Source organism: Streptococcus sp. 1055, assembly GCF_013276815.1.
Taxonomy (GTDB): Bacteria; Bacillota; Bacilli; order Lactobacillales; family Streptococcaceae; genus Streptococcus; species Streptococcus pseudopneumoniae.
Genome location: NZ_VMLT01000079.1, coordinates 1 through 2627, shown reverse-complemented (window position 1 = coordinate 2627; position 2627 = coordinate 1). Strand labels below are relative to the sequence as shown.

Sequence of the window (2627 nt, the reverse complement as noted above, 5' to 3'; positions counted from 1 at the left end):
GCTCAAAACACTGTTTTGAGGTTGCAGATAGAGCTGACGTGGTTTGAAAAGATTTTCGAAGAGTATAAAGTCGCAACAACTGTGTCAATTGCACCAATTTAGTAAGAAAGTATAAAAAAAGAACACCCCGAAAGGTGCTCTGTATAAGTATAGTAATTCTTTCGAATTAACGTTTACTAAATTGTGATGCTTTACGAGCTTTCTTAAGACCTGGTTTCTTACGTTCAACTTTACGTGAGTCACGTGTAAGAAGTCCTGCGCGTTTCAATGAATCGCGGAAGTCAGGGTCTACTTGAAGAAGGGCACGAGCGATACCGTGACGGATAGCTCCTGATTGACCAGCGTATCCACCACCTACAACGTTAACGAAAACGTCGTATGAACCTACAGTTGAAGTAACTGCGAATGGTTGGTTGATGACAAGACGAAGGTCAGCGTGTGGGATGTACTCTTCAACATCTTTTTTGTTAACAGTGATTTTACCAGTTCCTGGAACAAGGCGAACGCGTGCAACAGCGTTTTTACGACGTCCAGTACCTGCATATTGTGCTTGTGACATACTTTATTGTTCCTTTCCTTAGATAAGTCCTGAAATGTCAAGAACTTCTGGTTGTTGTGCAACGTGAGTGTGCTCAGCTCCAACAAATACTTTCAACTTCATACCTTGAGCGCGTCCAAGAGTATTGTGTGGAAGCATACCTTTAACTGATTTCTCGATCAAACGTACTGCATTTTTAGAACGAAGTTCACCTGCAGAGATTTGTTTCAATCCACCTGGGTGGTTTGAGTGAGTGTAGTAGATTTTATCAGTTGCTTTTTTACCAGTCAATTTAACTTTTTCAGCATTGATAACAATCACAAAGTCACCTGTATCAGTGTGTGGTGTAAATGTTGGTTTGTTTTTTCCGCGAAGTACGCTAGCAACTACTGCAGAAAGACGTCCAAGTGGTACATCAGTTGCGTCAACTACGTACCATTTACGTTCAACCTGGCCTGGTTTAGCCATAAATGTTGTTTTGTTCATGATTTCTCCTATATATAGTTCGATTTTTGTTTACGATGATGGGTGTTCCTTCCCATCGAAAAGTATTTGGAAGGTTCCGGGGCCTTTCAAATGGGGTAAACAATACCGCCTACTATCATACCAAATTTCACCCCTAAAAGTCAATAGATATGAAAAATATTTTTCGGTAACTTCTCAAAGTAACTGAAAGTTATATAATCAAGTTAATTTGGGAATTTACCTATTAACTTCGGTAGATTTTTGGGAATTTTTCCCTGTAGCTAAAATCCTTTTCAAAAAATCACCTTTTCTTGATTTTTAATCCTATTTGCTGTATGATAAGGGAAAAGAAAGGGGACAGAGATATGGCTTTTACCAATACCCACATGCGGTCTGCTAGTTTTGGCATTGTTACCAGCTTGCCTGATGACATCATTGACTCTTTTTGGTATATCATCGACCATTTCTTAAAAAATGTCTTTGAATTGGAAGAAGAACTCGAGTTTCAATTGCTTAATAACCAAGGAAAGATTACCTTCCACTTTTCAAGTCAACACCTCCCTACAGCCATTGATTTTGACTTTAACCATCCTTTCGACCCTCGTTATCCCCCAAGAGTACTGGTTTTAGACATGGACGGTAGAGAAACTATCCTCCTCCCAGAAGAAAATGACCTATTTTAAAAACTCTAGCCTTCAGTTGCAAGTAACTGAAAACTAGAGTTTTTCTATTTTTTCAAAGCATCATACAAGTTGCGGATCGGTTGTTTTAATATCGGATGGATAAAATGAGGCGCAATTTCCTGTAAGGACTCAAGGACAAAAAGGCGTTCCGCTATGTAAGGATGAGGCAATATGAGGTCGTCTGTATAAAAGATCTGGTCCTCCACAAAGAGCAAGTCCAAATCAATCAAACGAGGTCCCCAATGCACTTCTCTCACCCGTCCCAGCTCTGACTCAATGGCTAACAAGGTTTCTAACAAGTCTTGTGCTGGTAGCCAGGTTTCCACCTCAACCACTTGATTGGCAAAGCTATCCTGCTCCACTCCACCCCAAGGCTCCGTCGCTAAGACACTGGACTCTTTGAGAATATGGATGCCACGAGCTCGCAGTTTGTCAATGGCTTGCTTCAAGTTTGCTTGCTTATCCCCCATATTGCTTCCTAGGGCGATAAAGGCTCGTTGCTTGCGGCGATGAATGGTTACCGAGCAAGTATCTAGTGGCAAATGCACTGGCGCCCAAGGTTTTTTCAGTTCCAGCTGAATTTCTTGGACAAGAGGATAAGCCTCAAAAGTACGTTCTACCAGTTTGTAGGCTACCGTTTCAATCAAATCCTCACTCGTTTCCTGAAACCATGTCGTCCACTGCTGACACAGTTCTCCGTAATGGACAGAGGCTGTTAAATCCAAGTCTGTAGCCGCCTTGGTCATATCATAGGATAGGATGGCTGAAACGACAAACTTCTGCCCCAATTCCTTTTCACTAGGAAAAAGACCATGATAGGCAAAAATTTCCAAATCTTTAATCTGCAGTTGATCCATAACTAGTCCTTTCTAGAAAAATCCGCTTGAAGCGGATTCTTTTTATACTCAATGAAAATCAAAGTACAAACTAGGAAGCTAGCC

4 protein-coding genes are annotated in these 2627 nt (G+C 41.1%); 1 reads left to right on the top strand and 3 read right to left on the bottom strand.

What is annotated here, in order from left to right; translation table 11 throughout:
* Positions 1-166 precede the first annotated feature (166 nt).
* Entirely contained in the window at positions 167-559 is a 393-nt protein-coding gene (gene rpsI, locus HT699_RS07450) for a 30S ribosomal protein S9 (RefSeq protein WP_000075973.1), read from the bottom strand.
* Positions 560-577: 18 nt separating this feature from the next.
* Positions 578-1024 carry a 50S ribosomal protein L13 gene (gene rplM / locus HT699_RS07445; RefSeq protein ID WP_016397194.1) on the bottom strand — a complete coding sequence of 149 codons (447 nt, stop codon included), beginning with the start codon at positions 1022-1024 and terminating at the stop codon, positions 578-580.
* 344 nt (positions 1025-1368) lie between these two features.
* Here rplM and HT699_RS07440 point away from each other — a divergent pair, with 344 nt between their 5' ends.
* Positions 1369-1686 (top strand): DUF960 domain-containing protein, encoded by a 318-nt coding sequence (locus tag HT699_RS07440; RefSeq protein ID WP_000886031.1) that lies wholly within the window; start codon positions 1369-1371, stop codon positions 1684-1686.
* 44 nt (positions 1687-1730) lie between these two features.
* Here HT699_RS07440 and folK read toward each other — a convergent pair whose 3' ends face one another.
* Positions 1731-2543: a 2-amino-4-hydroxy-6-hydroxymethyldihydropteridine diphosphokinase gene (gene folK, locus HT699_RS07435; protein WP_166730776.1), complete on the bottom strand. Its 813-nt coding sequence runs from the start codon at positions 2541-2543 to the stop codon at positions 1731-1733.
* Positions 2544-2627: the final 84 nt, after the last annotated feature.

Coding starts and splice junctions, on each gene's coding strand:
- rpsI (WP_000075973.1), bottom strand. CDS start 559: ATGTCACAAGCACAATATGCAGGTACTGGACGTCGTAAAAACGCTGTT.
- rplM (WP_016397194.1), bottom strand. CDS start 1,024: ATGAACAAAACAACATTTATGGCTAAACCAGGCCAGGTTGAACGTAAA.
- HT699_RS07440 (WP_000886031.1), top strand. CDS start 1,369: ATGGCTTTTACCAATACCCACATGCGGTCTGCTAGTTTTGGCATTGTT.
- folK (WP_166730776.1), bottom strand. CDS start 2,543: ATGGATCAACTGCAGATTAAAGATTTGGAAATTTTTGCCTATCATGGT.